Origin of the sequence: Herbiconiux sp. (assembly GCF_023264895.1) — a bacterium.
Lineage (GTDB): Bacteria > Actinomycetota > Actinomycetes > Actinomycetales > Microbacteriaceae > Herbiconiux.
In genome coordinates this window covers 1-6,488 of the sequence record NZ_JAHFUY010000147.1, presented here as the reverse complement: position 1 = coordinate 6,488, position 6,488 = coordinate 1, and the positions used below count along the sequence as shown (strand labels likewise).

Below are 6,488 nucleotides of genomic sequence, written 5' to 3'. Positions count from 1 at the left end.
GCGTCGTCGAGCATCCGGGAGCGGATCAGGAAGCGCTTGCCCTCGGGCGCCTCGATCGAGAACCCGCTGCCGCGGCCGTCGACGAGGTCGATCGTGAGGTGCGTGTACTTCCAGTACTCGAACTGCGAGCGCGACATGTAGACGTCGACGGGGTAGATCCCCTCGACCTGCAGCGTGCCGATCCGGATGTCGCTCGCGCCCACCCGGAACATGCCGACCGGGTAGCACATGGGCGACGAGCCGTCGCAGCAGCCGCCTGACTGGTGGAACATCAGCTGCCCGTGGGTCGTGGCGAGATGCCGCAGCATGTCTGCTGCGGCATCCGTCACACCGACCCGCGACGCCGTGCTCGTGGCCTCGGGGGTGTCGGTCATCAGAAGAATCCCATGGGCCCGTCGGCGTACGAGACCAGGAGGTTCTTGGTCTGCTGGTAGTGGTCGAGCATCATGCGGTGGTTCTCCCGCCCGATGCCGGACTGCTTGTAGCCGCCGAAGGCCGCGTGCGCCGGGTACTGGTGGTAGGTGTTCGACCAGACGCGACCGGCCTGGATGGCCCGGCCCGCCCGGTAGAGCTGCGATCCGGAGCGCGACCAGACACCGGCACCGAGGCCGTAGAGGGTGTCGTTGGCGATCGAGATGGCGTCGTCGTAGTCGTCGAAGCTCGTGAGCGCGAGCACCGGCCCGAAGATCTCCTCCTGGAAGATGCGCATGTCGTTCGTGCCCTCGAAGACCGTGGGCTGCACGTAGAAGCCGCCCGAGAGCTCGCCGCCGAGATCGGCCCGCTCGCCGCCCGTGAGGAGCTTCGCACCGCCCTGCTTGCCGATGTCCATGTAGCTGAGGATCTTCTCGAGCTGGTCGTTCGACGCCTGCGCCCCGATCATCGTGCTCACGTCGAGCGGGTTGCCCTGCTTGACCTTCGCCACGCGGTCGAGGCCGTCGGCCACGAAGCCGTCGTAGATCGAGCGCTGCACGAGCGCGCGGCTCGGGCAGGTGCAGACCTCGCCCTGGTTGAGCGCGAAGAAGGTGAAGCCCTCGAGCGCCTTGTCGTAGAAGGAGTCCTTCTGGTCGGCCACGTCGGCGAAGAACACGTTGGGGCTCTTGCCGCCGAGCTCGAGGGTGACCGGGATGAGGTTCTCGCTCGCGTACTGCATGATGAGGCGGCCGGTGGTGGTCTCGCCCGTGAACGCGATCTTGCGGATGTTGCTGTGGCTCGCGAGGGGAGCTCCGGCCTCGATGCCGAAGCCGTTGACGATGTTGAGCACGCCGGCGGGCAGCAGATCCTCGATCAGTTCGAGCAGCACGTGGATGCTTGCGGGGGTCTGCTCGGCCGGCTTCAGCACGACGCAGTTGCCGGCGGCGAGCGCGGGGGCGAGCTTCCAGACCGCCATCAGGATGGGGAAGTTCCAGGGGATGATCTGGCCGACGACGCCGAGCGGCTCGTGGAAGTGGTAGGCGATCGTGTCGTGGTCGATCTCCGAGATGCCACCCTCCTGGGCCCGGATGCAGCCGGCGAAGTAGCGGAAGTGGTCGATGGCGAGCGGGATGTCGGCCGCGAGCGTCTCGCGCACGGGCTTGCCGTTCTCCCACGTCTCGGCCACGGCGAGCAGCTCGAGGTTCTGCTCCATGCGGTCGGCGATCCGGTTGAGGATGACGGCGCGCTCGGCGACGCTCGTGGTGCTCCACTCGGGGAACGCCTTCCAGCCCGCCTCGACGGCGGCGTCGACGTCGGCCGCCGTGCCGCGGGCCACCTCGGTGAAGATCTGGCCGGTGACGGGGGTGGGGTTCCGGAAGTACTGGCCGCTCGCGGGCGGCGTGTAGCGGCCGCCGATGTAGTTGTCGTAGCGCGGCTTGAAGGTGACGACGCTGCCGGGGGTGCCCGGGTTGGCGTAGACGTTGGGGGATTCCGCGGCCGGGGCGGCCTCGGCGTCGGGACGATCGGTGATGGTCATGGACTGCTCCTTCTGCGACGACGGTGTCGGATGCGCAGAACGCTACGCGTGCGGAGGTTGCATGGGGTTGCGGGGCGCCGCGGCAGGCATCGGTCTGCGGTCGGGCGGCTGCGGTCAGGCGCTTGGGGTCAGGCGTCTGCGGTCAGGCGTCTGGGTCAGGCGTCTGCGGTCAGGCGTCTGCGGTCAGGCGGTTGCGGTCAGGCGTCTGCGGTCAGGCGCTCGAGGTGCAGCACGATGCCCGCGCGCTTCGGCGAGCGCTGGGGCAGGAGGCGGAGGGCCGCGATCCACACCTCGGCGTCGTTACGGCCGTCCTCCGTGGCCGCGTAGTCGAGGAGAACGTCGAGGGCCGCGTCGCCGAGCATCGCCTCGCGGAGCCGGGCCCGCAGCTCGGTGCGGATCTGCTCGATGCCGGGCGCATCCGACCCCGGGAGGAGCGGACCTCGGTAGGCGGCGAGCGCCACGCGGTGGGCGCCGCGATCGAGCAGGGAGGTCACGTGGTGCGCGTCGAGCTCCACCGGAGCGGTGAGGCGGTAGGGGCGGGAGTCGATGCCCACACCCCCGTCGACCCGCTCGAGGATGCGGCGCAGGCGCACGATCTCGGCACGGAGGGTGACCGTGGCGGCGGCGTCGCCGTAGACGAGGTCGGCGAGGCGGGCGGCCGAGAGGCCCTCGCGGTGCCAGGCGAGCAGGGTGACTATCTCGGAGTGGCGGAGGCTGAGCACGAGGGGCGCGCCGGCCTCGGCCGTGGGAGGTGCCAGCTCACCCGCGTCTCGGCCGAGCACGTGCATCGAGAACGCGCGGGGGCGCATCCGCTCGCCCGGGGTCGAGCGACGCGACGGGGCGGGGCTGCCGGCCGGTGTGGGGCGACCGGCCGGGGCGAAGCCGGCCACCGCGATGCGCTCGTCGTGCTCGGGGCGCTCGCGGAGGGCGCGCAGGCGGAGCACCATGAGCTCGGCCTCGGCGGCGGCCGCGGTGGCCTCGATGAGGGGGAGTGTGTGCGGGTCGACGGCCCGGGCGTCGCCCGTGATGTCGATGACGCCGAGGATGCGCCTGGTCTCGGGATCGTGCACGGGCACGGCGGTGCAGCTCCAGCCGTGCACCAGCCGGTTGAAGTGCTCGGAGTCGTGGATCTGGATGCCGTGGTCGAGCTCGAGCGCGGTGCCGGGCGCCGAGGTGCCGACCTGGCGCTCCGCCCAGCCCGCGCCCTCGACGAACCGCATCTGCTCGGCGGCGCGCTTGGAGGCGCGGTCGCCCTCCACCCAGAGCAGCCGGCCCATCTCGTCGCCGACCGCCACGAGCAGGCCCGAGCCCTCCGCGTCGCGCACCAGCAGCTTGCGGATGACGGGGAGCACGGGAGCGAGCGGGTGGGCCCGGCGGAACTCGGCGAGCACGTCCTCGCCCACCTCGAGGTCGGGCAGCAGGTGCTCCGGGTCGAGCTCGTGCTGCTTGGCGCGCTCCCATGACTCGCTGACGACGCGGCGCGGCGCGGCGCGCGTCACGGCATCGGGGAGGGCTAGCCAGGGGCTGCTCATGAGTCCGCCAATCGTCGTCGATCGAGGGGTGCGCGAGGCGCGCGGTGCCCCCAGTATCGCTCCCCGGCCTGCGGGACACCAGGGCGGGCACGGATCCGCTCGGGAGCCGCCGCTCTCGGGCACCCCGAGCGTCAGCGGAAGGCGGGAAGCGTGTCGAGCTGCGCGCCGACCGCGGCGCCCTCGGCGGGCACGAGCAGCACGCCGTCGGCCTCGGCGAGACCGCGGAGCATCGCGGATCCGTGCCACGCGGTGGGTACGGCGCCCGAGGGGCCGAGGCGGTAGGGGCGGAGGGAGAGCGGTGCCCCGGGCGGAGCGATGGGCTCGGCCACCAGCACGCGGCCGAGGGCGGGCAGTGGCAGGCCCTGCAGGCCGGCGAGCAGCGGATGCGCGAGCGTGTGCAGGCTCAGCAGCGCGGCGAGCGGGTTGCCGGGGAGCGCGACGACGAGGGCGCCGCTCGGCAGCTGCGCGAGCAGGGTGGGCGCGCCGGGCCGCACGGCCACGCCGTCGACGATCACCTCGGCGCCGAGAGCCGCTAGCGCTTCCCGCACCTGATCGGCGCCCGAACGGCCGGTGCCGCCCGTGGTGACCACCAGCGAGGCCTCGTCGGCGGCGGCGCGGAGGGCTGCGACCGTAGCGGCGAAGTCGTCGGGGGCCTTCTCCTGCCGCCCGATCCGGGCCCCGAGGGCCGTGAGGAGGGGCGGGAGGGTGAGGGTGAAGCTGTCGCGCACCTGGCCCGGGAGCGGGATGCCGCTGTCGACGACCTCGTCTCCCGTGCGCACGAGGGCCACGGGCGGTCGTGCCACGACGTCGATGGCGTCGAGACCGCAGGCCGCTGCGAGTGCGAGGCGGATCGGGCTGAGCACGGCGCCCGCGGGCAGCACGGCCTCACCGCGGGCGGCCTCGGTGGCGGCCGGTCGGAGGTGACGACCGGGTGCGGGCTCCCCCGCCGGGGCGTGAGGGGCGGTCTCGAGCTGCGTGCTTGTGCTGCCGTCGGCGTTGACGGACAGCACGCCCAGTTCGCTGCGGAGCACGGCGTCGGTCCCGGCGGGAGGCACGCCACCGGTGAGGACGGGCGAGGCCTCGCCTGGCCGGAGCGCGGGGGTCTCGGCTGCGTGGGCTCGGGGCGCGACGGCTTCGGGCGCGCGTGCTCCGGGATCTCCGGGCGCTCCGGGCGCCGCCGCGGCCTCACGGAGCCGCCACGGGCCGTGGCCGGCGACAGCCCAGCCGTCCATGGCGGAGGTGACCGCGTGGGGCACGTCGCACAGCGCGATCAGCGGTTGCGCGAGCACCCGGCCGAGCGCGCTGTCGAGGGGAACACGCTCCGTCGGCGTGCGGGCCGCCTCCCCAGCTCGGTGCGCGCGCCGCCTCGCCTCGAACCAGTCGGTCGGTGGGGGGTTCACGGCAGGTGCGGTCATCCGTGGTGCGGGGTCAAGCGTCGGTTCGGGGGGCTGGGTCGGTTCGGCGATCGGCGCCGGTTCGAGGGTCCGGGTGGCTTCCGGCGTCTGCGTCCACCGGGGTGCCGATGGCGGAGGCGGGGCCGGTGACCCGGGTGCCGTCGAGGGAGAGCTCGAGCGTGGACTCCGGGTCGAGGGCGAGCTCGGGGGACTGCGCGCCGCCGGCCGGTTCGGGGGCCGAGGTGACCTCGGCGGTCGGCGGGATGTCGGTGATGAGGTCCTGCTCGGCGGCGGCGAGGGCGGCGAGGTTCGTGGCGACGACGAGAGCGGAGGCCAGCGCGGCGGCCGGGTCCTCGCCCGAGGCGGCGGCGCGACCCGCGGCGAACCCGGCGACGTAGGTGGTGAGGGGCGCGGCGGGGCGGCGGATGGCGTGCGCCGCGGTTCCGGCGACGGCGAGGAGGCCCTCGACATCCACCACGAAGCCCTCGAGGCGGAGTTCGGCGGCCACGCGGTGGGCCCAGGTGCCGAGCTCGGTGTTCAGGTCGTCGTGGGCGGTCATGGTGCTCCTACGGGGTTCGGGTGAGCGTGGAATCGGCCGGCATCGGCCCAGGTGTCGATATCGGAGGACGAGCCGGCCGGGACCGGGACCTCGGTGATACCGAGGCCGTCGAGGAGGCTGCGGAAAGGGGCGCCCTCGAGGCCGCCCGGCTCGCCGGATCGCGCCGCGACGCGGGCGCTGATTGCGGCGAGACCGTAGACGGCGAGGAGGGGCTGGCGGCGTCCGTCGTGGTCGACGGCCATCGCGGCCCAGCCGGCGTCGGATCCCGCGCCGATGCCCGGGGCACGGGAGGCGGTGCGCGCTGCGTCGAGCAGTGCCGGGAGGGCGCTTGCGGCGCCGGGCATGTCGCACGCCAGGACCAGCAGCGCGTCCGGCGCAGCGGGCGGCTCGGCGGGGCCGGAGTGGGTGGTCTGGTCGGAGCGGACGGTGTGGTGGGAGCGGGTGATGTGGCCGGAGCGGGCGGTCTGCTCGGAGCGGGTGGTGTGATCGGAGCGGGCGATGTGGTCCGAGCGGGCGATGTGGTCCGAGCGGGTGGTCTGCTCGGAGCGGGCGGTGTGGTCGGAGCGGGCGGTGTGGTCCGAGCGGGGAGCGAGAGCCTCGACCGCGGCGAGGCCCGCGGCGAGAGCGGCGGCCGGCCCCCCGAACGGCGGGTCCTCGCGCGTCAGCGTGACGGTGGCGGTCGGCGACAGCGGGGCGAGGTCGTCGGGCCCGACGACCACCACCCGCCGGCATCCGGCGGCGAGGGCGGCTTCGACGGCGATGTCGACGAGGCGGCGGCCCTCGACGAGCAGCTCGGCCTTCGGCGATCCGCCGAGGCGCGACGACCGGCCGCCGGCGAGGACGATCGCATCGAGGAGCACGCCCCCAACCCTACGACCGCCCCGCACCGGCCGCCCCCGGCCCGAGACCGCGCCCTGGCCAGGTGAGTCGCGTCGAAGTGTCGTCACCCGGCCCCGGATCGCGGGAATGACGACACTTGCCCGCGACTCACTGAGGTGGGGGGTGGGGGCGGGGTGTGGGGTGTGGGGACCGCGCGGGACGGGGGCTGGCCGGGG

6 protein-coding genes are annotated in these 6,488 nt (G+C 73.9%); all 6 read right to left on the bottom strand.

Going from position 1 to position 6,488, the window contains the following annotated elements; genetic code table 11:
* Positions 1–374 (bottom strand): DUF779 domain-containing protein (locus tag Q0D57_RS18935; RefSeq protein WP_291046951.1); only part of this gene is annotated, 374 nt, incomplete at its 3' end.
* Positions 374–1,948 carry an aldehyde dehydrogenase family protein gene (locus Q0D57_RS18930; protein WP_291046950.1) on the bottom strand — a complete coding sequence of 525 codons (1,575 nt, stop codon included), beginning with the start codon at positions 1,946–1,948 and terminating at the stop codon, positions 374–376. The genes Q0D57_RS18930 and Q0D57_RS18935, both read right to left, overlap by 1 nt.
* Before the next feature lie 197 nt (positions 1,949–2,145).
* Positions 2,146–3,480, bottom strand: a complete 1,335-nt coding sequence (locus tag Q0D57_RS18925) for a GAF domain-containing protein (RefSeq protein WP_291046948.1) — start codon at positions 3,478–3,480, stop codon at positions 2,146–2,148.
* Positions 3,481–3,611: 131 nt separating this feature from the next.
* Entirely contained in the window at positions 3,612–4,895 is a 1,284-nt protein-coding gene (locus tag Q0D57_RS18920) for a molybdopterin molybdotransferase MoeA (protein WP_291046947.1), read from the bottom strand.
* Between the two features lie 13 nt (positions 4,896–4,908).
* Complete coding sequence (locus Q0D57_RS18915) at positions 4,909–5,433, bottom strand: DUF6457 domain-containing protein (RefSeq protein ID WP_291046946.1); 525 nt, start codon at positions 5,431–5,433, stop codon at positions 4,909–4,911.
* The gene (locus Q0D57_RS18910) at positions 5,430–6,293 is read right to left on the bottom strand and encodes an NTP transferase domain-containing protein (RefSeq protein ID WP_291046945.1); all 864 of its coding nucleotides are present in this window, start codon (positions 6,291–6,293) and stop codon (positions 5,430–5,432) included. The genes Q0D57_RS18915 and Q0D57_RS18910 overlap by 4 nt, the downstream gene beginning before the upstream one ends.
* Positions 6,294–6,488: the final 195 nt, after the last annotated feature.

What these genes read in the sequence shown, in the direction of transcription:
- Q0D57_RS18930 (WP_291046950.1), bottom strand. Translation starts at nt 1,948, where the DNA reads ATGACCATCACCGATCGTCCCGACGCCGAGGCCGCCCCGGCCGCGGAA.
- Q0D57_RS18925 (WP_291046948.1), bottom strand. Translation starts at nt 3,480, where the DNA reads ATGAGCAGCCCCTGGCTAGCCCTCCCCGATGCCGTGACGCGCGCCGCG.
- Q0D57_RS18920 (WP_291046947.1), bottom strand. Translation starts at nt 4,895, where the DNA reads ATGACCGCACCTGCCGTGAACCCCCCACCGACCGACTGGTTCGAGGCG.
- Q0D57_RS18915 (WP_291046946.1), bottom strand. Translation starts at nt 5,433, where the DNA reads ATGACCGCCCACGACGACCTGAACACCGAGCTCGGCACCTGGGCCCAC.